Origin of the sequence: Saccharopolyspora karakumensis (genome assembly GCF_004349225.1) — a bacterium.
In the GTDB taxonomy this organism is placed as follows: Bacteria; Actinomycetota; Actinomycetes; order Mycobacteriales; family Pseudonocardiaceae; genus Saccharopolyspora; species Saccharopolyspora endophytica.
The window spans coordinates 20,605-47,207 of sequence record NZ_SMLA01000041.1 but is presented as its reverse complement, the minus strand read 5'-3'; the positions used below and the strand labels follow the sequence as shown (position 1 = coordinate 47,207).

The 26,603-nt window shown below is 69.6% G+C and carries 23 protein-coding genes, 3 tRNA genes and 1 pseudogene; 15 read left to right on the top strand and 12 right to left on the bottom strand.

Features of this window, described 5'->3' with window-relative positions; all coding sequences use genetic code 11:
* Positions 1-47 precede the first annotated feature (47 nt).
* The 4 genes and pseudogenes from E1202_RS22585 to E1202_RS22570 all read left to right on the top strand — a co-directional run bounded on the left by E1202_RS22585 (position 48) and on the right by E1202_RS22570 (position 1,436).
* The gene (locus tag E1202_RS22585; RefSeq protein ID WP_132685132.1) at positions 48-932 is read left to right on the top strand and encodes a DUF3566 domain-containing protein; all 885 of its coding nucleotides are present in this window, start codon (positions 48-50) and stop codon (positions 930-932) included.
* A 127-nt stretch (positions 933-1,059) separates the two neighbouring features.
* Positions 1,060-1,133: transfer RNA gene (locus E1202_RS22580), tRNA-Ile, on the top strand.
* 77 nt (positions 1,134-1,210) lie between these two features.
* Positions 1,211-1,318 (top strand): annotated as a pseudogene (locus E1202_RS32295) (DLW-39 family protein); the annotation flags it as partial.
* A gap of 45 nt (positions 1,319-1,363) precedes the next feature.
* A tRNA-Ala gene (locus tag E1202_RS22570) sits at positions 1,364-1,436 on the top strand.
* A 170-nt stretch (positions 1,437-1,606) separates the two neighbouring features.
* Here E1202_RS22570 and E1202_RS22565 read toward each other — a convergent pair.
* Positions 1,607-2,170, bottom strand: a complete 564-nt coding sequence (locus tag E1202_RS22565) for a hypothetical protein (protein ID WP_207918875.1) — start codon at positions 2,168-2,170, stop codon at positions 1,607-1,609.
* A gap of 161 nt (positions 2,171-2,331) precedes the next feature.
* Between E1202_RS22565 and E1202_RS22560 the strand changes: the two genes are divergently transcribed.
* Positions 2,332-2,880 (top strand): peptidylprolyl isomerase, encoded by a 549-nt coding sequence (locus tag E1202_RS22560; RefSeq protein ID WP_207918874.1) that lies wholly within the window; start codon positions 2,332-2,334, stop codon positions 2,878-2,880.
* Positions 2,881-3,099: 219 nt separating this feature from the next.
* The gene (locus E1202_RS22555) at positions 3,100-3,825 is read left to right on the top strand and encodes a rhomboid family intramembrane serine protease (protein WP_328591010.1); all 726 of its coding nucleotides are present in this window, start codon (positions 3,100-3,102) and stop codon (positions 3,823-3,825) included.
* Between the two features lies 1 nt (position 3,826).
* Here the strand turns inward: E1202_RS22555 and E1202_RS22550 are convergent, their stop codons facing one another.
* Positions 3,827-4,231 carry a PH domain-containing protein gene (locus E1202_RS22550; RefSeq protein ID WP_132685130.1) on the bottom strand — a complete coding sequence of 135 codons (405 nt, stop codon included), beginning with the start codon at positions 4,229-4,231 and terminating at the stop codon, positions 3,827-3,829.
* Between the two features lie 248 nt (positions 4,232-4,479).
* Complete coding sequence (gene crgA, locus E1202_RS22545; RefSeq protein ID WP_132677185.1) at positions 4,480-4,746, bottom strand: cell division protein CrgA; 267 nt, start codon at positions 4,744-4,746, stop codon at positions 4,480-4,482.
* 166 nt (positions 4,747-4,912) lie between these two features.
* Here crgA and E1202_RS22540 point away from each other — a divergent pair, with 166 nt between their 5' ends.
* The 3 genes from E1202_RS22540 to E1202_RS22535 all read left to right on the top strand — a co-directional run bounded on the left by E1202_RS22540 (position 4,913) and on the right by E1202_RS22535 (position 6,598).
* Complete coding sequence (locus tag E1202_RS22540; protein WP_207918873.1) at positions 4,913-5,737, top strand: class E sortase; 825 nt, start codon at positions 4,913-4,915, stop codon at positions 5,735-5,737.
* Entirely contained in the window at positions 5,737-5,892 is a 156-nt protein-coding gene (locus E1202_RS31545) for a hypothetical protein (RefSeq protein WP_165943945.1), read from the top strand. Before E1202_RS22540 ends, E1202_RS31545 begins: the two co-directional genes overlap by 1 nt.
* Positions 5,893-5,953: 61 nt before the next feature.
* Entirely contained in the window at positions 5,954-6,598 is a 645-nt protein-coding gene (locus tag E1202_RS22535; RefSeq protein WP_132685129.1) for an aminodeoxychorismate/anthranilate synthase component II, read from the top strand.
* 68 nt (positions 6,599-6,666) lie between these two features.
* Here E1202_RS22535 and pknB read toward each other — a convergent pair whose 3' ends face one another.
* From pknB to E1202_RS22500, 7 genes are read right to left on the bottom strand one after another with little or no spacing between them, the layout of a single operon-like run.
* Entirely contained in the window at positions 6,667-8,628 is a 1,962-nt protein-coding gene (pknB, locus tag E1202_RS22530; protein WP_132685128.1) for a Stk1 family PASTA domain-containing Ser/Thr kinase, read from the bottom strand.
* Positions 8,625-9,983 (bottom strand): serine/threonine-protein kinase, encoded by a 1,359-nt coding sequence (locus E1202_RS22525; RefSeq protein ID WP_132685127.1) that lies wholly within the window; start codon positions 9,981-9,983, stop codon positions 8,625-8,627. Before E1202_RS22525 ends, pknB begins: the two co-directional genes overlap by 4 nt.
* Positions 9,984-9,986: 3 nt before the next feature.
* Positions 9,987-11,441 (bottom strand): peptidoglycan D,D-transpeptidase FtsI family protein, encoded by a 1,455-nt coding sequence (locus E1202_RS22520; RefSeq protein WP_132685126.1) that lies wholly within the window; start codon positions 11,439-11,441, stop codon positions 9,987-9,989.
* Positions 11,438-12,862 carry an FtsW/RodA/SpoVE family cell cycle protein gene (locus E1202_RS22515; protein WP_132685125.1) on the bottom strand — a complete coding sequence of 475 codons (1,425 nt, stop codon included), beginning with the start codon at positions 12,860-12,862 and terminating at the stop codon, positions 11,438-11,440. Before E1202_RS22515 ends, E1202_RS22520 begins: the two co-directional genes overlap by 4 nt.
* Positions 12,862-14,310, bottom strand: coding sequence for a PP2C family serine/threonine-protein phosphatase (locus E1202_RS22510; RefSeq protein WP_132685124.1), 1,449 nt, complete (start codon positions 14,308-14,310; stop codon positions 12,862-12,864). The genes E1202_RS22515 and E1202_RS22510 overlap by 1 nt, the downstream gene beginning before the upstream one ends.
* Positions 14,307-14,768, bottom strand: coding sequence for an FHA domain-containing protein FhaB/FipA (locus E1202_RS22505; protein ID WP_132626305.1), 462 nt, complete (start codon positions 14,766-14,768; stop codon positions 14,307-14,309). The genes E1202_RS22510 and E1202_RS22505 overlap by 4 nt, the downstream gene beginning before the upstream one ends.
* Before the next feature lie 46 nt (positions 14,769-14,814).
* Entirely contained in the window at positions 14,815-16,152 is a 1,338-nt protein-coding gene (locus E1202_RS22500) for an FhaA domain-containing protein (protein WP_132685123.1), read from the bottom strand.
* Positions 16,153-16,368: 216 nt separating this feature from the next.
* Between E1202_RS22500 and E1202_RS22495 the strand changes: the two genes are divergently transcribed.
* The 4 genes from E1202_RS22495 (at position 16,369) to E1202_RS22480 (ending at position 19,538) form a co-directional block, all read left to right on the top strand.
* Positions 16,369-16,451, top strand: a tRNA-Leu gene (locus E1202_RS22495).
* A gap of 365 nt (positions 16,452-16,816) precedes the next feature.
* On the top strand, positions 16,817-17,605 hold the full coding sequence (locus tag E1202_RS22490) for an IclR family transcriptional regulator (protein ID WP_132685122.1): 789 nt from the start codon (positions 16,817-16,819) through the stop codon (positions 17,603-17,605).
* A gap of 354 nt (positions 17,606-17,959) precedes the next feature.
* Positions 17,960-18,592, top strand: coding sequence for a hypothetical protein (locus E1202_RS22485; protein ID WP_132685144.1), 633 nt, complete (start codon positions 17,960-17,962; stop codon positions 18,590-18,592).
* 289 nt (positions 18,593-18,881) lie between these two features.
* Positions 18,882-19,538, top strand: a complete 657-nt coding sequence (locus tag E1202_RS22480; RefSeq protein ID WP_132685121.1) for an SDR family oxidoreductase — start codon at positions 18,882-18,884, stop codon at positions 19,536-19,538.
* Here E1202_RS22480 and E1202_RS22475 read toward each other — a convergent pair whose 3' ends face one another.
* Positions 19,539-20,873 (bottom strand): D-arabinono-1,4-lactone oxidase, encoded by a 1,335-nt coding sequence (locus tag E1202_RS22475; protein ID WP_132685120.1) that lies wholly within the window; start codon positions 20,871-20,873, stop codon positions 19,539-19,541.
* A gap of 95 nt (positions 20,874-20,968) precedes the next feature.
* On the opposite strand from E1202_RS22475, the gene E1202_RS22470 reads away from it, so the two are divergent.
* The gene (locus E1202_RS22470; RefSeq protein WP_235878870.1) at positions 20,969-22,153 is read left to right on the top strand and encodes an amino acid deaminase/aldolase; all 1,185 of its coding nucleotides are present in this window, start codon (positions 20,969-20,971) and stop codon (positions 22,151-22,153) included.
* On the opposite strand, the gene E1202_RS22465 is transcribed toward E1202_RS22470, so the two are convergent.
* The gene (locus E1202_RS22465) at positions 22,123-22,869 is read right to left on the bottom strand and encodes a TetR family transcriptional regulator (protein WP_132685119.1); all 747 of its coding nucleotides are present in this window, start codon (positions 22,867-22,869) and stop codon (positions 22,123-22,125) included. The two genes, E1202_RS22470 and E1202_RS22465, sit on opposite strands and share 31 nt — an antisense overlap.
* Positions 22,870-23,178: 309 nt before the next feature.
* Here E1202_RS22465 and E1202_RS22460 point away from each other — a divergent pair, with 309 nt between their 5' ends.
* Complete coding sequence (locus E1202_RS22460; RefSeq protein WP_235878868.1) at positions 23,179-26,574, top strand: L-tyrosine/L-tryptophan isonitrile synthase family protein; 3,396 nt, start codon at positions 23,179-23,181, stop codon at positions 26,572-26,574.
* The last annotated feature ends 29 nt before the right edge of the window (positions 26,575-26,603 follow it).

Genomic DNA, 26,603 nt, shown 5'->3' with positions numbered 1-26,603 from the left:
GCACGCCACGGGGCACACCGACGCCGACGATCACCGAAGGATCGCTCGTGACAAGTTCCGAGAAGCCGGAGTCCTCGGACCCGCAGAAGGATGCGGGCCGGGGCTCGGCCAGCACCCAGACAGTCGACGACAAGGTCTCCACGACCGGTTCCGAGGCTGCTGCCTCTGCGAGCGGGACCGACGAGTCCGGCTCGACGGCCGAGCCGACCGCCACCGACGGCGGCGGGGAGGCCCTCGACGGCACCGACGCGCCGCCGCCGTGGCAGCGCGGCTCGGCCTCCTCCTCGGAGGAAGATCCCGCGGAGGAGGAGCCGAGCAGTCTTTCGGGATCGCTGGCGGCGGGTGCCCTCGGCGGCGCCGCCGGTGCCGCGGCAGGCGGCTCGGCCGCCGGGAGCCGCGACACCGACGACACCCAGACGATCCCGAAGACCGTGTCCGACCAGGAGACGGTCCGCACGCAGATCCCGCAGTCGGCGCGAACCCAGGTGTCCTACACCGGTGCGGGCAGCGGTTCGGGGACGCAGCAGCAGCGCAGCTCGACCGGTCCGTCCGCGCGGCGCCCCAGCCGGGGACCGCGCCGGGCGAGCCTGCAGATCAAGCGGTTCGACCCGTGGTCGGTGCTGAAGCTGGCCCTGGTGCTCAGCGTGGCGCTGTTCTTCGTGTGGATGATCGCCGTGGCCGTGCTCTACGGCGTGCTCGACGGCATGGGCGTCTGGGAGCAGCTCAACGGCACCTTCACCGAGCTGACCCAGCCCGACGACGCGGTGAACGAGCCGCTGATCAGCGCGGGCAGGGTCTTCGGCGTCGCCTCGATCATCGGTGCGATCAACATCGTCCTGATCACGGCTCTGGCGACCGTGGCCGCGTTCATCTACAACGTGGCGGCGGACTTCGCCGGCGGCATCGAGATCACGCTGTCCGAGCGCGAGTGAGTCGCTGACCGGGCCGCGGCGGCGTTTTCCGAGGTAGGAGAGCACCGCCGCGGTGCGGTCGGGACGGAGTGACCCCCCGTGACGAGAGCGGGAGGCCGTCCTGTAATGTTTGCAGCACAACGAACGAGGGCCTATAGCTCAGGCGGTTAGAGCGCTTCGCTGATAACGAAGAGGTCGAAGGTTCAAGTCCTTCTAGGCCCACTCGGGAATTTCTTCCCCCCTCTTTCAGAGACTCGAACATCAACGGCATGGATGCCGTGTTCTAGGAGGCGACCGGAATGAAGAAGCTGCTCGCACTCGCCGCAGTTGCCGGAGTCGTGCTGTTCGTGGTCCGTCGCAACAAGGCCGCCAAGGCCGAGGCCGACCTCTGGCGCGAGGCCACCGCGGAGGTCTGATCCTCCGGCCGGGGGCCCTGACCTCCGCCGCCGTTGGGGGACGTAGCTCAATTGGCAGAGCACCGCCTTTGCAAGGCGGGGGTTAGGGGTTCGATTCCCCTCGTCTCCACTGCACCTCAACGCCCTGCTCCGAGCGGGGCGTTTTGTGTTTTCCGGCTCTGACCTGCGATTTCGCGGTGTGGTGGTTCCAGCGAATGGCCATCACTGAATGATCGAAGTCGTTATTAATAGTGAACATGAAAAGGCCGGGCCCAGCAGGCCCGGCCTCTACTCGTCTGATCAGGGAGTTGGCGGGTTCGCCCTGGGCGTTTCCACCGTGCGGGGTTCCTGGTGGCCGTCGGTCTCGGCCGCGGCCCGGTGGCGGGGCGGGGTGGTGCCCGGCGTGTGCGAGTCCCACGGCTCGTCGTCGGCCGCAGCGAGCGGGAGCTCCTCGGGACGGCGGGTCAGCGCGATCGCCGCTGCGGCGACGCCCAGGACCACCAAGATCAGCAGCAGCCACGGCCAGCGGCGCTTCTTCTTCACCGGAGTGGGGTCGATCCTGGCGGCCAGCCGCTTGCGGGACTCGGTCGTCCGCTTCTCCCAGTCCTTGCGCGCCTTCTTGGCCTGCTTGGCGAGCTCCTTGCGGGACTTTCCCGTGGCGCGCTGGGCGATGAGCTCCTGCAACTCCTCGGTCGAATACCCGCGGTTGGCCAGTTCCTGCTCGGCCCTCGCCGCCGCCTGCCTCGACAGCACAGCACCTGTCTCACCTGCGCGTTTCGCGCCGTGACGGGCCTGCTTGATACCGGTGCCAACCGCCTTCCCCACGGTCTCGCCGGCCTTGGCCATCGCGTTCACTTCATCCATCGCCTGTTGACCTCCTTGGCCTGGCTTGTCTTCACCAGTCCGGTTTTCCCGGATGAGCACATGCCAACCACGCCTCCACCACGGAGCCGGGTAAGGGGCGCGGACCCGCCCATATTGCACCCAGACACCGCAATCGGCCCGCTCGATGGCAGGATGGTCGGGTGGCTGAAGACAACGGATCGCTCGTTGGGACGACGTTGACCGCGACCCTGCACACCTCGCAGGGAGACATCCGGATCAACCTGTTCCCCGACCAGGCGCCCAAGACCGTGAAAAACTTCGTGGGCCTCGCCGAAGGGACCCAGGAATACACGGAGCCGAACGCCAAGGGCGAACGCTCCGGCCCGTTCTACGACGGCGTGATCTTCCACCGGGTCATCGAAGGCTTCATGATCCAGACCGGTGACCCGACCGGCACCGGACGGGGTGGCCCCGGCTACCAGTTCGCCGACGAGTTCCACCCGGAGCTCCAGTTCACCAAGCCGTACCTGCTCGCGATGGCGAACGCGGGGCCGAACACCAACGGCTCCCAGTTCTTCGTCACCGTGGCGGCGACGTCCTGGCTGAACTACAAGCACACCATCTTCGGTGAGGTCGCCGACAAGGAGTCGCGCGAGGTGGTCGACACGATCGCCGGCACCGCGACCGGTCGCAACGACCGCCCGGTGAACGACATCGTCATCGAGAAGGTTTCGATCGAGCGCGGCTGACACCGCCCGGGAAAGCAGGTCTCGCCCGTGACTGTGCCACCCGGAACGACGCCCGGACCGGACGGGGCGCCGCCGCAGTTACCCACGTGCGCGCGGCACCCCGACCGGCCGACGGGGCTACGTTGCACCAGGTGCGAACGCCCGGCGTGCCCGGAGTGCCTGCGCGACGCGTCCGTCGGCCAGCAGTGCGTGGACTGCGTCCGCGAGGGCGGCTCGACCGTGCGCCGACCCGTGACGGTCGCCGGTGCGCGGCTGCGCGACAAGCCGATCCTGGTGCCGCTGCTGATCGCGGCCAACGTCGCCGCGTACGTGCTCACCGCCATCCAGGCGGGCAACTTCGGGGCGAACTTCCGGTCGGCGCTGTTCGTCGACTACTCGTTGATCCCGCTCACGGTGGCCGGCGGGCAGTGGTGGCGCCTGGTCACCTCCGGGTTCCTGCACATCGGTGTGGTGCACCTGGTGATGAACATGCTCGCCCTGTGGGTGATCGGGCGGGATCTGGAGCTGCTGCTCGGCCGCGCGCGCTTCGCCGCCGTCTACGGGTTGTCGCTGATCGGTGGCAGCACCGCGGTGTTCCTGCTCGGTGGCGCTGACCAGCCGGTCGCGGGTGCTTCGGGTGCGGTGTACGGCCTGATGGGCGGCATCGCCGTGGCCGCGCTCCGCCTGAAGGTGAGCCTGCGCCCGGTGATCACCGTGATCGCGCTGAACATCGTCGCCAGCGTGCTCATCCCCGGCATCTCGCTGCTCGGGCACATCGGCGGATTGCTCCTGGGCGCCGCGTCGACGGCGGCCTTGGTCTACGCGCCGCGCGAGCGCCGCACCCTCGTCCAGGCCGGTGCGCTGGTCGCACTGCTGGTGGTGCTGGTGGTCGTGCTCGTCGTCCGGGACGTCTCCTACGGCGACCTGTCCTGCGTCGGTTCCGGCTACGAACTGGCCTGCGGCTGACTCACCTGCGCAGCGCGTGCAGGGCGTCGGCCGCCGTGTAGGGGTCTTCGCCGAGGTCGAGGCGGGTGAGGACCATCAGGTCCGGGTTCGCGTCGAGCTCCAGGCTGGTGCCGGTCAGGCCCAGCCTGCGGGTCTCCCGGACGCGGATGGTGACCTGGTCCCACGAGTAGTGCCTGCGGCCGGTCAGCGCGCGCACCGTGATGCCCGTGGCGTCGGCGTGCAGCCTGGGGCGGCAGATCGTGCCGAAGGCGGACGCCGTCAGCAGGGCGAGCGCGAGCACTCCCACGAAGACCCGGTCGGTCGGTGCGGAGGCGAGCGCGGCCCAGGTCGCGGCGCCCGCGGTGAGCAGCCAGCCGCAGCCCACCAGCGCGGCCGGAGGCGCCCAGCCCATCGACTGCTCCGCCATGTCCACCGCTATCCACCCGCTATCGATGAGTTATCCACAGGACTTATCCCCACTGGGGACTAGTTACACAGGTGTGTTTCGCTGACCGTGTGTCAAGACGCCAAAGGGATGAGTGAGCTCCGAAGGAGTTCCCTCCTCCGGAGCTCGTGCACGAAGCGTCGTCGTGCTGGGCGCTCGAATTGCGACCGCGTGCGCCCGGCCTTATGGAACCGCTGAGGCCGGACGTCACCGCAGGTCAGCGGGATGCGTCAGCGCCACCGCATCGTCATCAGCAGGCCGACGATCATGAACGAGAAGCCGACGGCGAAATTCCACCCGCCCAGGTCGCTCATGAATCCGATCTTGTCGCCGGCGATGTAGTTGACGACGAGCCAGAGCAACCCGATGATCATCAGGCCGAGCATCACGGCGACGTAGATCGGGTGCGACGGACCGACCGACTTCGCCTTGACCGGCGTGCGGCGATCGACAACCGGGTTGGAGTCGTCCTTCTTGCGGACCTTGGACTTCGGCATAGGTGTCCTCGCCAGGTGATGCGGCACCGCCGTCCCGCGCCCGCCCGACTCGTCGCCGTGGGCGGCGGAACGGCTCCATTTCCACCTACCACGTTAACGTAATCACAGCGCTGAGCGAGCACCCCTCGCAAACCCGTGACCGGAGAGGAACGTCGTGGTTCCGTCGGTGCAGAGCCCACCCACACCGCCACCGCGGCGCGGAGGCGACACCGCCCGTGCGGTGATCCGGGTCCTCGGCGAGCTGTTGATCACCGCCGGCCTGGTGCTGCTGCTGTTCGTCTTCTACGTCGTGCACGTGACCGATCTGTTCACCGCGCGCGACCAGGCGGAGGCGACCGGGCGGATGCACGAGGAGTGGCAGGCCCGCCAGCTGCACCCGATCGCCGAACCGCCGCCGCCCGCGCCCGGGACCGGGTTCGCGCAGCTCCACCTGCCGACCTTCGGGCCGGACTTCCACTTCACCGTGCTGGAGGGCACCGACCTGAAGACCCTCAGCGGCGGTCCCGGGCACTACACCGGCACGGCGTGGCCGGGGGAGCAGGGGAACTTCGCGGTCGCCGGGCACCGGATCGGGCGAGGTGCGCCGTTCAACGACCTGGACCAACTGACCTCGTGCGCGCCGATCGTCGTGGAGACGGCGACCCACTGGTACGTCTACCGGGTCCTGCCGATGCCCGACGAGGCCGCGACCTGGGGCGGGCGCGGTGGCGACCCGCGCTGCCGGGGCGTCGCGCCGATCCCCGCGCCCTACGACCACGTGGTCGGGCGGCACGTCGTGCGGCCCTCGCGGGGAGAGGTGATCTTCCCGGTGCCCGGTCTCGCGCCGGAGACCTTCCCGCGCGAGGAGCTGACCAGGCTCATCACCCTGACCACCTGCCACCCGGAGTTCTCCGCCCGCGAGCGGCTGATCGTCCACGGTGTGCTCACCACGCACTACCCCAAGATCGCCGGCCAACCCGAGCTGCGGCCCCCGGAACTGGAGGAGCGCTGATGTACGCGTGGATCTGGCGGCACCTGCCGGGCCCGTTCGCGGCGAAGGCCCTGGTGGCGCTCGTGCTGGTCGCCGCCCTCGTCGCCCTGCTGCTGTTCGTGGTGTTCCCCCGTGTCGAGCCGCTGCTGCCGTTCGACGACGTCACCACCGGCTGACCACCGCCGAGCAAGACGAGAGCGGGAAAATTCGGCTGCGCGGGACGCGTAGTCTGGGCGCGTGCGTGTACTGGTGGTCGACAACTACGACAGCTTCGTCTACAACCTCGTGCAGTACCTCGCGCAGCTCGGAGCCGAGTGCGAGGTTCGCCGCAACGACGTGGTCACCGACGACGACGTGGCCGCTGCTGACGGTGTGCTGCTCAGCCCCGGTCCGGGAACGCCGGATCGCGCGGGGCGGACGATGGAGCTCATCCAGCGCTGCGCCGCCGAGCGCAAGCCCGCCTTCGGCGTGTGCCTCGGGCACCAGGCCATCGGCGCGGTGTGGGGCGGCACGGTCGAGCGCGCCCCCGAGCTGCTGCACGGCAAGGTCAGCGAGATCGAGCACTCCGGGACCGGTGTGTTCGCCGGGCTGCCGCAGCCGTTCATCGCGACCCGCTACCACTCGCTGATCGTCCGCGCGGACACCATCCCGGACGACTTCGAGGTCACCGCGCGCACCGAGTCCGGCATCGTCATGGGCATGCGCCACCGCGACCTGCCGATCGAGGGAGTCCAGTTCCACCCCGAGTCGGTGCTCACCGACGGCGGCCACCGGATGCTCGCCAACTGGATGGCCTCGGCAGGTCACCCGGTGGCCGACCACGTCGTCGACCGGCTCGAGGCCGAGATGCGCAAGGTCGCCGCGGCCGCATCGGCCCGCTGACCAGCACTCCTCGAACGTGAAAAGGGGCGGTGGCCACTCGGCCACCGCCCCTTTTCACGTCAGTCCCCTCAGGGGAACGGGAAGAACCCGCCTCCGCTGCCCGGGTCGGTGCTCGTGCTCGAGCTGTCGTACTTGCCGACGTAGATCGTGATCGACTGGTCCTTGCTGATCTTCTGGCCGGCCTGCGGCGAGCTGCTGAGGACCTTGTCGTCCTTGGACATGTCACCGGTGGGCTGCTCGGACTCGCTGAGGGTTCCGTTCCAGCCCGCGGCCCTCAGCGCGGCCTCGGCCTCGTCCTTCGACATGTTCTGCAGCTGCGGCATGGTGATCTGGTTGCCCTTGGAGACCACCAGGGTCACCGTCGAACCGGTCCGTGCCTTGGTGCCACCGGACGGCGACTGGCTGAGGACCGTGTTCGCGGGCTCGCCGGAGTCGCGCTGCTCCACGCTGACCTTGAAGCCGGCGCCCTCGAGGAACGCCCTCGCGGTCTCCAGCTGCTGGCCGCGCAGGTCCTGGACCTCCGTCTGCGGGATCGCCTGGCCGACCACGACGTTGATCGTGGTGCCCTTGGCGACCTCGGTGCCCTTGCTGTCCCAGTCGAGGATCTTGTCGACCTGCTTGGGGTCGGACGTCTCCTTCTTGTCCGGGTTCAGCCCGATCTTGAGCCCCGCGGCTTCGAGGGCCTGCTGAGCCTCGGTCATGGTCATGCCGGACAGGTCCGGGACCGCGGTGGACTCCGGACCGGTGCCCGCGCAGAGCTCGATCTTGGTCTCGGCCTTGACTCCCTGAGCTCCCGGCGCCGGCGTCTGGCGCACGATCGTGCCGCGCTTGTCCTCCGGCGAGGGGCAGGAGCGCGGGAGGACCATCCAGCCCTCCGTCTTCGCCTTCTCGTTCGCGGCCTGGGCCGTCATGCCCATCAGGTTCGGGACCGGCACGCGATCCGGAGCACCCGCTCCGACCAGCATCGTCACCAGCCACGCGGCCAGCGCGAACACGGCCACGCAGGCCAGGGTGACCAGCGCGACGACGGCGTTCCTGCTGCGCCGCCGCTCCGGCGGGTGGGCCGGCGGGTAGTCCTCGACCTCGTCCGAGCGGTGCCGGCCGGAGCCGATCATCTCGGTGGGTCCGGCGCCCTGGCCGAGCATCGCGGTGTGCTCTTCCTCCGACATGATCATCGGAGCCTTGGGGCGCTGACCGGACAGCACGCGGACCAGGTCGGCGCGCATCTCGGCCGCCGACTGGTAGCGGTTGGCCGGGTTCTTGCTCAGCGCCTTGAGCACCACGGCGTCCAGCGACGCCGGGGTCGCCGGAACGACGTCGGACGGCTTGCGGGGTTCCTCCCGGACGTGCTGGTAGGCCACCGCGACCGGCGAGTCACCGGTGAACGGCGGTTCCCCGGTGAGCAGCTCGAAGAGCACGCAGCCGGAGGCGTAGACGTCGCTTCGCGCGTCCACCGCCTCGCCGCGCGCCTGCTCCGGCGAGAGGTACTGGGCGGTGCCGATGACCGCCGCGGTCTGAGTCACCGCCGCCTGGCCGTCGGCCAGCGCGCGAGCGATGCCGAAGTCCATCACCTTCACCGCGCCGGAGCGGGTGATCATGATGTTCGCCGGCTTCACGTCGCGGTGCACGATCCCGTGCCGGTGGCTGAAGTCCAGCGCGGCCGAGCCGTCCGCCATGACCTCCATCGCCCGCCGGGGGGACAGCGGCCCCTCGGTCTTGACGATGTCGCGCAGCGTCCGGCCGTCGACGTACTCCATGACGATGTAGGGCAGCGGCCCGTTCTCGGAGTCCGTCTCGCCGGTGTCGTAGACCGCGACGATCGCCGGGTGGTTGAGCGCTGCGGCGTTCTGCGCCTCGCGGCGGAAGCGCAGCTGGAAGGTGGGGTCCCGGGCTAGGTCGGCACGCAGGATCTTGACCGCGACGTCTCGGCTCAGGCGGGTGTCGCGGCCCTTGTGCACCTCCGACATACCGCCGTAGCCGAGAGTCTCGCCGAGCTCGTAGCGGTCGGATAGAAGTCGAGGTGAACTCATCGAATCGTCGTTCCGATCCTTGTCAACGATCGTCCCATCTCACCCGCGGGAGGCATTCCGATCATGGGTTCCTGCCGATGCGAAGTTTGGCCCAAACCGTTCGTGGAATCCAGGCTCAGCGTGGCCACCGGACCGCGTCCGGCCATGCCGAGGTCGTGGCGGTTGACCGCCCAGTACGTCAGCAGACCGATGGCGACCAGCAAGACTACCGCCAGCACCGCGACGAGAATCCACACGACAACCCTGGTGTTGCCGCTTTCCCGGTGAGCATTGCCACCCATGGCTCCTGCCACCCCCGCGGTGTTGCCCGGGACCGGCATCGGCGTCTGCTGCTGTGAAACCTGGTGTTGCTGAACCGCTTGCTGCTGCACGGGCTGCTGGGGCGGGATGATGCCGGGCGGATGGGTGTTGCCCATCGGTGGCGGACCCGGCGGCACCGGGTGCACGCCGGTGCCCGGCCCGTGCACGTTCACCGGTCGCTGCTGTTGGGCGACCAGGGCCGACGGCGTCGGCAGCGGCCGACCCGCGCGCACTGCGGCGACCGCGGCGGCGAACTCCCCGCCGTCGGCGTAGCGCCGGCGCGGGTCCTTCACCAGGGTCGCCTCGATCAGCGCCCGCACTCCCGGCGGAACGTCCGGCGGGAGCGGTGGAGCGATGTCGCGGATGTGCATCATGGCGACCGTCACCGCGTTCTCGGAGAGAAACGGGCGGTGCCCCATCAGGCACTCGTAACCGACGACGGCCAGCGAGTACACGTCGCTGGCCGGTGTCGCGTCGCTGCCGAGCGCCTGCTCCGGCGCGATGTAGTGCGCCGTTCCCATCACCATCCCGTTGCGGGTGACCGGTGCCGCGTCGGCCGCCTTGGCGATGCCGAAGTCGGTCAGCTTCACCTTGCCCTCGGGGGTGATCAAGATGTTGCCGGGCTTGACGTCCCGGTGCACCAGGCCGCGTTCGTGCGCGGCCTGCAGCGCCTGGCCCGCCTGCTCCAGCATGTCCATCGTGTGATCGGTGTTGATCCGCCGTTCCCGAGCCAGGATCGCCGCCAGCGGCTCTCCCTCGACCAGCTCCATCACCAGGTAGGCGGTGTCCTCCGGACCGTCCGGGACCGCAGCGGTCTCACCGTAGTCGTGGACCGCTGCGATTCCCGGGTGGTTCAGCGACGCCGTGGTGCGGGCCTCGGTGCGGAAGCGGTGCAGGAACTCGGCGTCCCCGCACAGCTCGGCCTTGAGCACCTTGACCGCCACCGTCCGATCCAGCCGGACGTCCACCGCCTCCCACACCTCGCCCATACCGCCGACCGCGATGCGGCGGCCGAGGCGGTAGCGCTCGGCGAGTAACTGGCCGGTGGTCAGCACGGATCAGCCACCTCCCCGCAAACCGGCCCGGATGACCTCCCGGCCGATGGGGGCTGCCAGCGAACCACCGGTGGCCTCGTCGCCCTCGTCGCCGCCGTTCTCCACGATCACCGCGACGGCGATCGTGGGGTTGGCGGCCGGCGCGAACGCGACGTACCAGCCGTGCGGCCGGTCACCGGGGTCGCCGTGCTGAGCGGTACCGGTCTTCGAGGCGATCTCGATCCCGGTGATCTTCCCGGAGCCCTTGGTGTTCTGCTCCGACTTGATCATCATGTCGCGGATCTTGCCCGCGACGTCCGGCGAGACCGCCTGGCCGAGCTCCTCGGGCCGGAGGGAGTCGAGCTCCTCCATGTCGGGAGCCTTCGTCGAGCTCACCAGCTGCGGCTTCATCACCTTGCCGCCGTTGGCGATCGTCGCGGCCATCATCGCGTTCTGCATCGGCGTGACGCGCACGTCGCGCTGGCCGATGCCGCTCTGGTACAGCGACGCGCCGTCGGACATCGGGCCCAGGTCGGACTTGGCCACGCTCATCGGGATCTGCAGGTCCTGGCCGAAGCCGAACGACGCCGCGGTCTCCCGCAGCTTGTCCGCGCCGACCTTGCCCGCGATCTCGGCGAACGCGGTGTTGCAGGAGTGAGCCAGCGCGTCGGTCAGCGTGTTGCCCGCGCACTTCTTGCCGCCGTAGTTGGGCAGCTGGGTCGACGACTGCGGCAGCGTGATCGACGCGGCGTCCTGCACCTGGCTGTTCGGGCTGTACCCGTTCTCCAGCGCAGCAGCCGTGGTGATCAGCTTGAACGTCGAACCGGGCGGGTAGATCTCGGAGACCGCCCGGTTGGCCATCGGGTTGCCCTCGGCGTCGTTGAGCGCGTTCCACTGCTCGGCGACCTGGTTGTTGTCCGGGCCGGTGAGCTTGTTCGGGTCGTAGGACGGCGCGTTGACCATCGCCAGGATCTCGCCCGTCGACGGGTTCAGCGCCACCACGGAACCCTGGAAGCCCTTCTTCGTCAGCTGGTCGTAGGCGACCTGCTGCATCTCCGGCCTGATCGTCAGCTCGACGCTGCCGCCGCGCGGCGTGTTGCCGGTGATCATGTCCGACAGCCGGCCGAACGCCATGCTGTCGTCGGTGCCGTTGAGGATCTTGTCGTTGGCGCGCTCGATGCCGTTCGACCCGTAGAAGAACGAGTAGAACCCGGTGACCGGCGCGTACAGCGGGCCGTTCGGGTAGGTCCGCTGGAACTTGTAGCGGTCGTGCTCGATCGGCGTGGAGCTGGCCAGCGACTGACCGGACGCGATGATCTGACCGCGCTCCCGGGAGAACTCCTCCAGCTGGGTGCGCGTGTTGCGGGCGTCCTCGCGGTACTCGTCGGCCTTGATGACCTGGACGTAGGTCATGTTGCCCATCAGCAGCAGGACCATCGCCATCATGGCCAGCGCCACTCGGCGCAGCGGCTTGTTCATCGGGGACGCTCCACCAGTTCCGTGTGTGCTTCGGCGATCGGCGCCTGCTTCGGCTTGGGCTTGGCCGGGGCCTGCGGGCGGCGGGCCGCGTCGGACACCCGCAGCAGCAGCGCGATCAGCACGTAGTTGGCGAGCATCGACGAACCACCGGCCGCCAGGAACGGTGCCGTCAGACCGGTCATCGGGATCAGACCCGTCGAACCGCCGGCGACCACGAACAGCTGCAGCGCGATGGTGAACGACAGACCGCCGGCGAACAGCTTGCCGAAGGAGTCGCGCACCGCCAGCGCGCTGCGCAGCCCGCGCATCATCAGCAGCACGTAGACCAGCAGCAACGACATCAGCCCGATCAGGCCGAGCTCCTCGCCCAGCGCCGGGATGATGAAGTCGCTGAACGACAGCGGCGTGATGTTCGGCATCCCGCTGCCCAGACCCGAACCCGGGATGCCGCCGTGCGCCATCCCGAACAGGCCGGTGCGCAGCTGGTAGCCGGGGTCGGACTCGCCGTCGGCCACCCGCATCATCGGGTCGAGCCAGGTGTTCACCCGGACCTGGACGTGCGAGAACAGGTTGAAGGCGATGACGGCGCCCACCGCGAACATCGTCAGGCCGAGGCCGACCCACACCGCGCGCTCGGTGGCGATGTAGATCATCACCAGCACGATGCCGAAGAACAGCAGCGAGGTGCCCAGGTCCTTCTCCAGCACCACGATGCCGATCGACAGGACCCAGGCGACCAGCACCGGGCCCAGGTCACGCGGACGCGGCCAGTCCACGCCCAGGAACCGCTTGCCCGCCGTGGTGAACAGCTCGCGCTTGCCCACCAGGAACGAGGCGAAGAAGATCAGCAGCAGGATCTTGGCGAACTCGCTCGGCTGGATCGAGATGAAACCCAGGTTGACCCACAGCTTCGCGCCGTTGGCCTCCGAGATGCTCGCCGGCAGCACACCGGGCAGCGCCAGCAGCGCGATCCCGACGAAACCGCAGGTGTAGCCGTACTGCGCGAGCGTGCGGTGATCCTTCACCAGCCACAGGACGAGGATGAACATCGCCACGCCGGCGGTGGTGTAGAGGATCTGCTTCGGTGTGTACGGCGCCCCGACGACCGGGGCCAGGTCCAGCCTGTGCAGCATCACCAGACCGAGCCCGTTGATCAACGCCACCAGCGGCAGGATCAACGGGTCGGCGTACGGCGCGAAGTAGCGCACGCCGAAGTGCGCGGCGCCGTAGAGGATCAGGAACGCGACCCCGTAGAACAGCAGCTCACGGGTGAGGGTCTGCTCCTGCGAGACCTCCACCACGATCAGCGCCGCGGTCACGATGATCGCGGAGAAAACGAGCATGAACAGTTCGGTGCCCCGCCGAGTGTTGACTCGGGGGGCCCCGTTGACTGCTCCGGTCGTCGCGGCCGGTTCGGACATCAACTCACCGTCCGGCAGTTCACGCCAGGCTTCGGCTCCTCCGGTTGCAGCGGGGTGGCGTCCGCCGCCGAGGACTCCGGCGGCAGGGCCTGACCGGGCACCGGCGCACCCGGCGTGGGCTGCACCTGCGGCTGACCGGGAGGAGGCGGTGTCGGCGCACCCGGAACGGGGGCACCCGGGACGGGCGGAACCGTCGGCACCGAAGGCTCGGGCGTCTGGCACTCCGGCAGCAGCGCGGTCATCCGCAGCCGCCGCATCGCCTCCCGGGCCTCGGTGAGGCCGTTGACCTCGGTGATGCCGTTGCGCACGTCCGGGCGCTGCGCTTCCTGCAGGTCGTCCAGCGTGATCGGCTGGCAGTCCTTGGCGGAGTCCGGCGGGCAGGAGGTCTCGACCTGCCAGTTCAGCGCCACGCCCAGCGTGGATCCCTGAACGCCCTGGTAGATCACGACCTCATCGGCGCGGTTCACGCCGATGTAGTACTGGTTGAGCACCCACCAACGCCCAACCAGCGCGACAGCCGCCAACACGATGAGCACGCCGCAGGCCACCACCAGCGAGGTCAGCCAGCGCCGTTTGCGCGGCTTGTCCGCCGGAGGTGAGGTGGGCTCGAAACGCTTCGGCTGCGGCCGCGGCATGGTCACCGCGGAAGCGCGCGCTGCCGACGAATCGGGTTGCGGATGCTCATCGCCATTTCCCGCCGCACCCCCGACTATGGGGGCGTCGTCGCCGAACTCGACGTCGACGACGTCGGCGATGATCACGGTCACGTTGTCCGGACCGCCACCTTTGAGCGCCAGCTCGATCATCCGGTCCGCGCACTGCTGCGGATCCTGGATGCGCAGGGCTTCCGCCATCGTCTCCGTGCTCACCGGGCCGGTCAGGCCGTCGGAGCACAGCAGGTAGCGATCGCCCGCGCGAGCTTCGCGGATCGCCAGGCTCGGTTCCACCTCGTGGCCGGTCAACGCGTGCAGCAGCAGCGAGCGCTGCGGGTGGTTGGCGGCCTCCTCCTCGGTGATCCGGCCTTCGTCGATCAGCGACTGCACGAAGGTGTCGTCGTGGGTTATCTGGGTCAGCTCGCCGTCGCGGACCAGGTATGCGCGGGAGTCACCGATGTGCACCAGACCCAGCTTGCTGCCTGCGAACAGCACAGCGGTGAGGGTGGTGCCCATCCCGTCCAGCTCCGGGTCGTTGGCCACCAGCTCGGCGATCGCGCTGTTGCCGTCCAGCACCGCACCGCGGAGCTGTCCGAGCAGGTCGTCACCTGGCTCGTCATCATCCAACGGCGCCAACGCCGCGATGACGACCTTGCTGGCGACCTCACCGGCGGCATGTCCACCCATGCCGTCCGCGAGGGCGAGTAGTCGTGGGCCGGCATAGACCGAGTCCTGGTTGTTGGAGCGCACCAGGCCGCGGTCGCTGCGGGCTGCGTAGTGAAGGACGAGGGTCATGAGCGCAGCTCGATCACCGTCTTGCCGATTCTGATCGGAACGCCGAGCGGGACCTTGGTCGGCCCCGTGACCTTCGCCCGATCGAGGTATGTGCCGTTAGTGGAGCCTAGATCCTCCACGTACCAATCGGAGCCGCGAAGCGACAACCGAGCGTGCCGGGTCGACGCGTAGTCGTCGTCCAGCACCAACGTGGAGTCATCGGCTCGGCCGATCAGGATCGGCCGGCCGTCCAGGGAAATGCGCGTGCCGGCGAGAGCGCCGTGCGTCACCACCATCTGGCGGGGCGCCTTGCTCTTGCCCCGGGCTTTGCCCGGGGCCCGACTCGCACCTGGCATCGGGACTCGCATCCCCGACGCGGAGTAGAGATCTGAACGAACCACGCGAAGCGCAGCCAGCACGAACAACCAGAGCAGGGCGAGAAACCCTGCTCTGGTCAGCTGAATAACCAGCTCCGGCACTTGTTGTGAACGCTCCTACTCGTATTCGGGGATCGGCGAACCGCGCTCAGCCCTGCTGGGCGCGGAAGACCAGGGACGAATGCCCGACCCTGATCACGTCACCATCTGCCAACTGCCAAGTCTGCACCGGAGTGCCGTTCACCGTGGTGCCGTTTGTCGAACCGAGATCAGCCAGCATCGCGCTCTGACCATCCCAGGTGATCTCGATGTGCTTGCGCGAGACCCCCGTGTCGGGAAGGCGGAACTGGCCCTCCTGTCCGCGGCCGATGATGTTCGAGCCCTGCTGCAGCGTGTACGAGCGGTTCGAACCGTCGTCCAGGTGCAGCGTGGCGGTCATCTGACCACGAGGACCACCGGCCGGGTAACCGCCCGGTGCGCTCTGCGGGTAGCCACCGCCGGGCTGGCCATAGCCGCCCTGGTCCGGGAAACCGCCCGGAGCGCTCTGCGGGTAGGCACCACCCGGCTGGCCGTAGCCCTGGTCGAAGCCAGGCTGCTGCGGGTAGCCCTGGTCGAATCCCTGCTGGGGCTGGCCGTAGCCCTGGTCGAAACCGGGCGGCTGTGCGTAGCCCTGGTCATAACCCTGCTGCGGCTGGCCGTAACCCTGGTCGTAGCCGGGCTGCGGCGGCTGGCCGTAGCCCTGGTCGAATCCCTGCTGCGGCGGCTGGCCGTAGCCCTGGTCGAAACCGGGCTGCTGCGGCGGCTGGCCGTATCCCTGGTCGTAGCCGGGCTGCTGTGCGTAGCCCTGGTCGTAGCCGGGCTGCGGCGGCTGGCCGTACCCGCCCTGCTGGTCGTATCCGGGCTGCTGACCGTAGCCCTGCTGCTGGCCGTAACCCTGCTGGTCGTAGCCGGGCTGCTGACCGTAGCCGTAGTTGGGGTCCTGGCCTTGGCCGTATCCCTGGTCGTAGCCGTACTGCCCCTGCTGGTTGTACGGATCTCCCTGGGGGTAGTGGCCTGGTGGCTGGCTCATGGGTCGGTCTCCTGCGGTACGCGGTTGTGTCGGCCGTCGAGTTACATCGGGGTCGACGGTCGAACTGATTCGAAACTGTCCCGTGTGCAGCGTTTCAGAGCGCTCCAGGGAGACTACGACGTCACCATATGTGTCCCACCCCTGCTCGGTGAGGTGCTCTTGAACGCAGTCGGCGAGGAGGTCCGTCACCCGGTCCTCATCACCGGTGAGCCGATCATGGTCCGACGGGCTCAGTTGCACAACGTAGTGGTTACAAGCGAGCAACCGACCACCGGCAAGCTCCCTGACCTTCAGCTCGGCATCGCGCTGCAAGGCCTGGGCGACTTCCTGCGGAACTACGTTCCCGCCGAACACGCGCGCAAAGCCATTACCGACGATGCCTTCGATCCGGCGCTCAAAGCGCTGCACGAGGCCCACGGCAATATCCCTCCACGCGTACGACTTCTGCCGACCATCGTATCTGGGCCCACGGCCCGAGACACCGCCCTGCTCCCAACTTCCTGACCCCCCTGCGCAGACCCCTCTCAGGGCCGTGCTAATCTTCTTTTCGCCAACAGGGCAGCAGGGAAAAGCGAAAGCTCACCCCGGTTCCCAGCGGTGAAAAGCGGCAAGTTAAGCTTCTCATCGTGCCACGGGCGAGTGGCGGAATGGCAGACGCGCACGGTTCAGGTCCGTGTGTCCGAAAGGACGTGAGGGTTCAACTCCCTCCTCGCCCACTTCGAAGGCCCCACCGGCTCATGCTTCGCCGGTGGGGCCTTCTTCGTCTTCTTGTGGGGGGTCGAACCCCCATGCCCCCCACGGTGCGGCTGAGCGCGTTCTTGCTGGTCGTCGCCTTGGTTCTGCTCCGGCCTGCTCACGTGAAACCTCGTGCCAGCCTTCGGCCCCGGGCTTCTGGTCCTCGCTGCGTCTGCTTCTTCCTCCTCGTGCCCTCTCCTTCTGGTGGCTCGTTCCTGGTTGGTTTGGGGGTGTTTGTGGGGTTCAGCGTTGAGCGAAATCTTTTCGTGATCTTTCTTGGTGTTGGGTGGATCTTGTGCTGGGGTGGGGGAGTCCGGCTGGGGGGTTGTGGCTCGGAGGTGGCCTCGTGGCGGGAAACAGTCGGGATCCTGGGCGGTCGGTGACCGCTCGCGCCTTGAGCGTGCTGACCGCCTTCGACGCGGAGCACCCTCGGCTGACCTTGACGGCCATCGCGCAGCGGGCCGACATCCCGCTGGCCACCGCGCACCGGCTGGTGCGCGAGCTGGAGCTCTGGGGTGCGCTGCAGCGCGACCCCGACGGGAGGTACGTCATCGGGCTGCGGCTGTGGGAGATCGGTCTGCTGGCCCCGGTGAACGGGCGGCTGCGCGAAGCCGCGCTGCCCTACATGCAGGAGCTGTGCGAAACGACTCACGACAACGTGCACCTGGCGGTCCGCGACGAACTCGACGCCGTGTACGTGGAGAAGCTCACCACGCCCAGGGCTGTGCCGATCGTCTCCAGGACCGGTGGACGGCTGCCGCTGCACGCGACCGGGGTCGGCAAGGTCCTCCTCGCGCACGCGCCCGCGAGCGTTCTGCACTCCTGCTGCGAGACCGGGCTCTCCCGGCACACCGCCTACACGATCACCGAGCCCGGCCGGCTCGGCCGCGAGCTGCAGGGCGTGCGCACGCGCGGCTACGCCTCCGCCAACGAGGAGATGACGCTCGGGAACTGCTCGGTGGCCGTGCCCGTCCACGACACCTCGGGAACGGTCGTCGCGGCGCTCGGCGTGGTCGCCCACAGCGTCCGGGCCGACGTCGCCCGGCTCGTCCGCTCGCTGCTTCCCGCGGCCGACGGCATCCGGCAGCGGTTGGCCGAGGACGAACGGGTCAACCTCGACGCGCTGCAGCGGTGAATAATCTTCCGCTTACTGGTCGAATAATCCGTCAACTGTACATTTGTGCAGGTCGCGTGACCGGCGCAGATATCATGCGGGGATTTTCCAGGCCATGAATGATGGGCGGAAGGCGTTGTCGTGCGGGTGTCGGGTAGGGATCACCTGTTTGGCCGCATGGCGGGGCTGAAGCCCCGATGTCATTCGTCGACCGGTCACCGACAGCTGCCCGCCGCCGATCGCAGCGACCCCCGATGAGCAGCGCAGAACCGCCTCGAAGCTGTTTTAGTCAACGTGGCCCCCGCACCGGTGGCCGGGGGAAGTTGAAGACGCGGAGTGCACGTAGCGCGAGGGAGGCGGAACGCTGTGACCGCAATGCCGGGACATGCCTGGTCCGAAGACGAGCTCAGAGCCTGCTCGACCACGCAGGTCCGGTCCCCGCTGGGGCAGGCCGCCTCCATGGGCCGGCTCGCACAGCGATCGGTGGACGCGATGGGCTGGACCGGCAGCGTGCTGCCGCCGGTCAAGTTGCTCGGACGCCAGATCATCGCCACCGCGGAACTGGTGCCCGACGCCCACGCCGAACGCCTGGTCTTCGCCAGCGGTCCGGTCCTGGACCGCGCGGAGATCGCCACCTGGGTCTGGCCCGAGATGGACGGCCGGGTGCCACCGCCCGCGGCCCGCATCACCGGAGTCCTCGCGCCGGCGCGCCACTGGCGCACCGCGCTGACCGCCGCGGTGCCGTTCGCCCGCTTCGTCAACGCCGCGATCGTCGTGCCGCGCAGCGTGGCCGTCGCGCCGGACTTCGCCGAGACCTGCCTGATCCGCGCCCGCCAGTTCGGCATCGCGGTGCTCAGCGCCGACGGTGACGACGTGCGCGAAGAGCTCCCGGGGCACGGCCTCGACGACGCGCCGCCGGTCGAGCACACCGCGGTCTCGCGATGGGTGAACGAGGTCGTCTACCAGCAGCTGCTGTCGGCTGAAGCCCCGGCGCCGTCGCGCAGCTGAAGGCCCCTGGGGGCCGCAGTTCCAGTTGGACCGGGGGGCTTCAACTGGAACTGCACTTACAAACCGGTGGGCGGGGGGTCGCCTGCTGGAGGGGGAGAGAAGCGGACGGATGCCCGCCCGGACCACGCTACCGCGCAGCGTGGGCGGGCTCCGTCCGCCGACTTCGCTCGAGGCTTCTCGCGGAGTTGTCCACAGGTGTGTCCACAGGTGGGTTATCCCCAGAAATCCGGAGTTGTCCACAGGCCGTGCTTGAACGGTTGAGCAACGGCATCCGGCATACCGTGGGGGCATGCGCATCGTCATCGCCGGAGCCCACGGGAAGATCGCTCGGCCGCTCGGCCGACTGCTCTCCGAACGGGGCGATCAGGTCCTCGGAATCATCCGCAACCCCGACCACGCGGCCGACCTCGAAACCGACGGAGTCGAGCCCCTGGTGCTCGACCTGGAGACCGCCGGAGCGGCGGAGCTGGCGGGCCGGCTGTCCGGAGTGGACGCCGCCGTCTTCCTCGCGGGAGCGGGCCCGGGCAGCGGTGCTCCGCGCAAGGACACAGTGGACCGCGGAGCCTCCGCCCTGCTCGCGGATGCCTGTCAACAGGCGGGAATTCGACGCTTCGTGCAGGTGAGCTCGATGGGCACCCGCACCCCCAACCCGCCCGACGTGGACCCGGTGTTCGGGGCCTATTTGGACGCCAAGCGGGCGGCCGAGGAAGACCTGCGGAGCCGCGATCTCCAGTGGACGATCCTGCGCCCGGGACGGCTCACCGACGACGAGCCCACCGGCCGGGTGACGCTCGCCGAGGAGGTCGGTCGGGACGAGGTCACGCGCGGCGACGTGGCCGCCGTTCTGGTGGCCCTCCTGCGCGAACCGGGGACCGCCGGACGGGCTCTGGAACTCGTCGGCGGTGACGTTGCGATCACCGACGCGGTGCGTGCCGCGGCGAGGTAATCAGTTCGGGTTATCCACAGGCCCCAGGACGCGGTCCAGGTACGAGTTGTGGAAGATCCCGCCGGGATCCACCGAGGCGCGGACCTGCCGAAACTCGTTGAACCGAGGGTAAATGCCGGATAACGCCGCCGCGTCCAGGCGGTGCATCTTCCCCCAGTGCGGTCGCCCGCCCGCGTCCCGGGCGATCGCCTCGAAGGCGTCGAAGAAGTGCCGGTAGGGCATTCCCAGGAACTGGTGCACCGCGACGTAGCCGGTGTCGCGGCCGTGAGCGGTGGACAGCCACACGTCGTCGGCCCGGGCGACCCGCACCTCCACCGGGAACATCACCGGGTCGGCCAGCCGCCCGGCGACCTCGCGCAGTTCGCGCACCACGTCCGGGACGACCTCGCGGGGGAAGGCGTACTCGGTCTCCACGAACCGGATCCGGCGCGGCGTGGTGAACACCCGGAACGAGCGGTCCTGGTAGCTCCGGGCCGACCAGGTCGCGGCGCAGAACCGGTTCAGCGGCCGGACCAGCGCGGGAACGGTTTTCCCGATCCCGCAGACCGCGCCGAACAGGCGGTTCTCCATCACCTCGTACTCCGCGAAGTGCCGCACGGGGTGCAGCGGGCGCGGCGGTCCCGGATGCCGGTTGTTGCGCTTGACCATGGCGTTGCGGCTGTGCGGGAACCAGTGGAACTCGAAGTGGTCGTTGCCCTCGGCGAGCCCGTGGAAGTCGGCGAGCACCTCCTCCAGCGGCGCGGGGCGTTCCTCGGCCGCGAGCGTGAACGCCGGGACGCAGCGCAGCGTCACGGTGGTGATCACGCCGAGCGCGCCCAGGCCGAGCCTGCCCGCGGCGAACAGCTCGGGGTTCTCGGTCGCCGAGCAGCGCACCTCGGTGCCGTCGGCGAGCAGCAGTTCCAGCGCCTCCACCTGCGTGGCCAGACCGCCGAGACCGGCTCCGGTGCCGTGCGTTCCGGTGGAGATGGCGCCGGCGATGGTCTGCTGGTCGATGTCGCCGAGGTTGGCCATCGCCAGGCCCAGCGAGTCGAGTTCGGCGTTGAGCACGTGCAGCGGAGTGCCGCCGTGCGCGGTGACCAGGCCGGTCGACGGGTCGGCGTGGATGATCCCCGACCAGTGCCGGAGGTCCAGCGCCACACCGGATTCCGGCGAGGCCACGGCGGAGAAGGAGTGCCCGGACCCGATCGGCCGCACTCGCAGCCCCTCCCGGGTCGCGGCGCGGATCGCTTCGGCGGCTTCGGCGGTGTCTCGCGGGGCGACGACCCGCGCCGGCTGCGCGGTGGTCGTGCGGCCCCAGTTGGTCCACGGCCGTGCGGTGGCCGGATCACGCTGCATGCCGGGCCTCCAATGGGTGAGGTGGTCTGCGCGATGGGCTGAAGTTATGTGAAACCGATTCACATAACAAGGCCCATCGGCATACGGTTGGCGGCGTGCGCCGGATCGACGAGATCACCAGCGAAATCGAGGCACCGTTCGTAGCGGTGGACTTGGCAGCCTTCGACCACAACGCCCAGGACATGGTGCGCCGCGCGGCCGGTGTGCCGATCCGGATCGCCACGAAATCCGTCCGGTGCCGGGAGCTCATCGCCCGCGCGCTGCGGATCGACGGTTACTCGGGCCTGATGTGCTACTCCCTGGCCGAAGCCCTGTGGCTGCACGGCGAAGGCCTCAGCGACGACATCCTGGTCGCCTACCCGAGCGCGGACCGCTCCGCGCTGCGGGAGCTCGCCGCGAACCCGTCCGCCGCGGCGGCGATCAGCATCATGGTCGACTCGACCGACCACCTGGACCTCATCGACGCCGCGGTCGGGCGCGACCGGCCGGACATCCGGCTGTGCGTCGAGGTCGACGCCTCGTGGCGGCCGGTGCCCGGGGTGCACATCGGCACCCGACGGTCCCCGCTGCACACCCCGGCGCAGGTGCGGCGGTTCGCCGAAGCCGCTCAGCGGCGCGCGGGATTCGAGCTGGTCGGGCTGATGGCCTACGAGGGCCAGATCGCCGGCCTCGGCGACGCCCCTCCCGGCAGGCCGCTGCGCGGGGCGCTGCTGCGCGGCATCCAGCGCCGCTCCGCCGCCGAGCTGGCGCAGCGGCGCGCGGCGGTGGTGCGCGAGGTCCGCGAGGTCGCGGATCTGGAGTTCGTCAACGGCGGCGGCACCGGCAGCCTGGAGCGGACCGCGGTGGAGGACGGGATCATCACCGAGGTCGCGGCGGGTTCCGGGCTGATCGGCCCGACCTTGTTCGACGCCTACCGCGCTTTCCAGCCGCGGCCGGCCGTGCTCTACGCCTTGCCGGTCGTGCACCGACCGGCAAGGCGCATCGCGACGTTGTTCGGTGGCGGCTACATCGCTTCGGGACCGCCCGGGGCGGACCGCGTCCCGGCACCGCACTGGCCGTGCGGTCTGGATCTTCTGGGGGCCGAGGGTGCCGGTGAGGTGCAGACACCGGTGACCGGTGCGCCGGCGCACGGCCTGCGCATCGGGGACCGGGTCTGGTTCCGGCACGCCAAGGCGGGGGAGCTCGCGGAGCGGTTCAACCGGTACCACCTGGTCGACGGCGGGGTCTGGGCCGTCGAAGAGGTGCCGACCTATCGGGGGGAGGGCAGGTCGTTCGGGTAACTCGGCATGATCGTCCGCTCGACCACCGTCGAGCTCATCCGCTCCCCTTGGGTGATGCGGTTGGACAGGTATCCGCGGACCAGGTCCTTGGCCTCGGCCAGCACGGCCTGGTCGCCGTTGGGGTCGCGCCGGAACGCCAGGTGCAGCACGGCGTCCGCGGCTTCGACGGCCACGGTCAGCGGCAGGGCGAGGTCGGCCGGGTCGAGCTGGAATTCCTCGGCGATCAGCCCGGTCAGCTTCTCGGCGATGACCGCGTTGTTGTCCTTGCTCGGATCGAGCAGTCGCAGGTCGACCACGTCGCCGAAGTGCAGCCGGCTGAACGCCGGGACTTCGCGGTGCATGGTCAGGTAGGTGTCGAAGACCGCGTCCACGGCATCCCACCAGTGCGCGAGTTCCAGTTGCTCGAAGCGGCTGGACACGGTCCGCACGAAGCGGTCCAGGTTGCGCAGCGTCAGCTCCTGCACGACGGCGCGCTTGTCCGGGAAGAACTGGTACAGCGATCCGACCGCGACTCCGGCCCGTTCCGCGATGAGGGTGGTTGTTAATCCGTCGTAGCCCACCTCGTCGATGAGGGCTGCCGTGGCGGCGAGCATCTTCTCCACGCGTTGGGCACTCCGCTGCTGCACGGGCTTGCGCCGCAGCGGTGCTATTTCTGCAGGCAATGCGACTCCCTGTGTTTTGGAGTTGTGCCGACCAGTCTGCTGCTGCGCCGACATCCGTGCGTATCGGACATGCCGCCAACCCCGTCAGGCGAAAGGGTGAATTCGTTGGGCGTCACTTGACCTAGGCCAAGTGTTACATCCCAAGCGGGTGAAAACCCCATTCGGCCTGGTGATCCGTGAGCGTTACAGGAAACCGGTATGCATTGAGTCATGTTGTCAACGCGGAGGGTCGCTATCTAGTGTGACGAGAGTCGTCATTCTCCGTGACAGAAGGGTCATTGTGGGTTACTGCACGGCTGCCCCACGTTCGCTCGCCGCACCCGGATTCCCTCGCCGGTGTGCCGAGACCGTCCGCTCGGCCCCGTGACGGCCCGGGAAGCGGTGACGGCTCGACAGGCGGAGGCGGACCTGCCGTTGCTGGCGGAGGACTCCGCGCAGGACTGGCCGGTGGACGGGCTCCCGGCCCCGGGACCGTGGCGCCTGCTCACCGTCGCCGAGGCGAACGACCTGCTCACCGCCGGGGGCTACGGGCTCTGGGTCGAGCAGGCTCGCGACGGTGATCTGCTGCTGGCCGGTGTCGGCACCGGAATCCCGCTGGGCGCGGAGGCGACCTGGGCCGACCTGTACCGCGCGCTGGTCCGATTACGGCGGACCCGGAGCGTGTTCGACGCGGCGTGGCTGAACCGGCTGACCGGGTCGCTGACCCCGGAGCGCACCGCGCAACCGCGGGTCACCGAGGTTCCGGCCGAGCGCGTCGACCTGGTCTGCGGCGCCGATCGCGAGCTGGCGCACCGGGTGCTCGCCTCGCTGCGCGGCCCCGGGACCGGGCCGAAGGTGCCGTTCCCCGAAGCCGGGGTGACCGTCGGCCGACGGGAACGCGCCGTGCGCGTGCAGGCCATCGACTCCCGTGACCAGGCGTTGCGCGCGCTGCGCGGCTGGGAGCGGTTGGCCTCGGTCGTCGCAGGCGACCCGGAACTGCGGATGCACTGCGCCACCCAGCCGGTGCCGGGCGCGGTGGTCGACACCGGCACCGGGACGACCGCGCTGCTGCGGGTCATCGACCCGGCCCCCGCGCACCCCAGGCATCCGGGCGGCACGATCGCCGCCGACCTCGACGCGCTGCTGCACCCCGACTCCGACGGCGCCCCGAAGCTGCTGCGCGTCGTGCTGGACAACCGGTTCGCGCGCCGCGAGGACGAGCTCGACCACTTCCTGGAGCACTTCGTGCGGCCGCTGCTGCGGGTGTTCCGGCTGGCGCTGGACACCCACGGCCTCGGCCTCTTCGCGCTGGACGAGACGGGTTTCGCCGTCGAGCTCTCACCGGAGTTGCAGGCCACCGGCCGGATCGTGGTCACCGACCACGAGCGGATCACCGCCGAGCCGAGCCGCGCGGAGGTCACCACCGGGGTCCGGGCGCTGGTCAGCACGCTGGAACGGCTGGGCGAGGGCTTCGCCTCGCTGCGCGCCGGTGACCGCGGTCGCGAGGTGCGCGACGCGGTGCGGCGGGTCATCGGCGAGGAGCTGCGCTACCTCGCGCCGCACACCGCCGAGCTGCTCTCCGGTGAGCAGCCGCTGCAGAGCTACGCGCACACCGTCCCGGAGGGCCAGGACAGCGTGCTCAAGTCGGTCCTCGACCGCGTCCAGCAGGGCACCCGCGAGCGCCGGTGGAACCCGGACGCGCCGCGTCCCGCCGTGGTCATCGACGTCGACCTGTGCGGGCTGATCCCGTTGCAGCGGATCACCGACGCGGCCCGCGCCATCTCGGGTCCTCGGCCGGGCGCGCCCGGCGGCATCCTCGAGCTGGCCGGTCCGGCCACGCTTCCGGTGCTGCCGACGCACCTGCCCGAGAGCTGGGAGAACTTCGTGCGCTGCTCGGGGCTCGGGGAGCGCTACCCGGCGGTGGACTGGGACGGGCTGCGCGGGGATTTCCTCCGCGCCTTCCAGTCCCGGCCGCGCGAGCGGTTGCGCACCGACAGCGTCAACGCCGGTCTGGCCCGGTTCGTCTGGGACGTCCAGGACGCCGGTGGTCAGGTGGTGCTCTGCACGGCCCGCAAGGAGCGGTTCCGCGGGATCACCGCCGAGCTGCTGGCCGAGGCCGGCGTGCCGGACGCGACGCTGCTGGTCGTGCCGAGCGAGGTCTCCCGGCCGATCGCCGAGGTCAAGGCGGAGCGGATCCGCGCCCTCGGTGTGGACGTCGTCGCGGTCTTCGACGACGAGGGGGAGAGCAGGGCCGCGGTGCGCGCCGAGTTCGGTGACGCGCTGCCGGTCGCGGTGGAGATCCCGGGCCTGGCCGCGCAGCGGCGGCCGGACGCCCCGGCCGCCGACGACGCCGCGGTGATCGCCACCTTCGAGACGCGGCCCAGCGCACCGGGCGGGCCCAAGCTGTCCAACACGCACTCCCTGGAGGAGCTGCAGATCGGCGCGATGCGTCGGAACCGGCTGGCCGGCCGTTGGGCGGTGCACCTCACCGAGGGCGAGACGCAGTCCATCGTGGACTCGATCGTCGCCGACACCGACCGGGCCGCGCAGCGCACCGGCCGCGGCGCGATCGCGAAGTTCGGCCTGGACGAGGAACCGGACGACGTCGAGCGGGTGCTGGCCGCGCTGCACCACGTGCTGACCCGCAAGCAGTTCATCAAGGGTTCGCGCGCCAACTACCGGCTCGCCGACCTCAAGCGCGACGCCGAAACCCCGGTGCGCGCGGGGGAACCGATCGACGTCGTGCTGCTGGGGTTCCCGGTCAAGCAGTGCCTGAACCGGCTCAAGGCGTCCGGCCCGCTGCCGGACCTGGCGGAGCTGGGCGCGATGGCGCGGCTGCGCGAGATGCAGCGCGCGGTCGCGGCCGTGTACCCGCCGGGACTGCACTTCAACATCCTCACCGACGGCAGGCACTTCCGGAGCAGGCCGGCCGCGATCGCCGACGCCTACCAGCGGAAGCTGCGCGAGTACGTGGATCTCGTCGGCATCGGGGACCGGACGACGGTGGCCGACATCGACGAGGTCGCCGAGCAGCGGCTCGGGCCGGGCCTGCCCGCCGAGCGCGCCCGCCGGATCGCGAACTACCGGAAGCTGCTCAGCGATCGGCTGCGCGACTTCGACATCACCGACAACCCGTTGCGCACGCTGGAAGCGGTGCACGACTGGTCGATGTCGGAGACGGAGTTCGCGCCGCACGTGATCGGTCTGTTGCGGGAAATCCTGATGTCGCTGGTGTACTCGGTCCCGGTGACGGTCCCGGCCGGCACCGATCGGCTGGAGTGGTCGGCCGCCCTGTACGCCGACATCTACAACGTCAGCGATCCCAGCGCCTCCGCCGAGGTCCGGCAGGGACGACGCGCGGTGCTGCGCCGCGCGTGGCACACGGTCATCCGCTACATGGCGACGATGCAGGTGGACGAGGAGTTCGGCTACGAGCGGATGTTCCCGAACCGGGTGCGGTTGACGCTCAGCGCGGTCCGGCAGGGCTGCCTCGGATTCACCTACCTCGGCGGTTCGGGCCTGCTCCCCTGGCAGGGGACCGGCGTCCTGGACCCGCGCGGCCACGTGGCGATCGACTTCGCCATCTCGCTGCTGGACCAGGGTTTCGTCCCGGTCTACTCACCACTCCTGGGCCCGCGCCAACCCTGGGCCATGGTCCCCGCAGACCGCACCCAGCTCATCGAACCCTCGAACGTCCCCACCCCACGCGGAGTGTCACCCCGAGAAGGTGTGCGCCTGGAACCGGACTTCGCCGAAAGGGCAAGGCTCCGCAGGAAGTAGAAACGCACCAATCACGGTCAGGCAACCGG